Source organism: Corallococcus praedator (assembly GCF_003612125.1).
GTDB classification, from domain to species: domain Bacteria; phylum Myxococcota; class Myxococcia; order Myxococcales; family Myxococcaceae; genus Corallococcus; species Corallococcus praedator.
In genome coordinates, this window is the sequence record NZ_RAWI01001368.1 from 1 (window position 1) to 395 (window position 395).

Annotated in this window: 1 protein-coding gene; it reads right to left on the reverse strand. The window is 37.0% G+C overall.

Annotated features, from left to right (window positions below):
• The coding region (locus tag D7Y13_RS49420) for a hypothetical protein (RefSeq protein WP_439329275.1) at positions 1–164 on the reverse strand (164 nt) is incomplete at its 3' end.
• Between the last annotated feature and the right edge of the window lie 231 nt (positions 165–395).

Here is a 395-nt window from a genome sequence, read left to right on the forward strand (position 1 = left end):
ATGTTATCATGCTCACCGGCGATCGTTCCGTTGATACCTTCTTTTGCTAATAAAATCGTTCCTTTAATACTTTGGGCTTGACAATAATAAAGGATTATGCTTTGTTTTTCGGCAAAATCAGGCAAGCTGACAAATTTATAGAATGTTGCAATTAATTGGGTCATTTTTCTTTTCCCCTTTTGTAAAAGAACAATATAATTTAAAATACTAATGGTAGTTTAATAGGACTTACGTAAAAATTATTTAAAACGAACCGCAGAGGCGCAGAGAAGCCAGTGCGTTGCGGGGGTTCCCCCCGTTATAGCACCTGGCGCGACACAGAGTTTAGGAAAGTTTGAGAGGTTTTTGCGTAAGTCCTATTTAAGTTATCTACCTTTTTAAAGATGTTGAAAGAC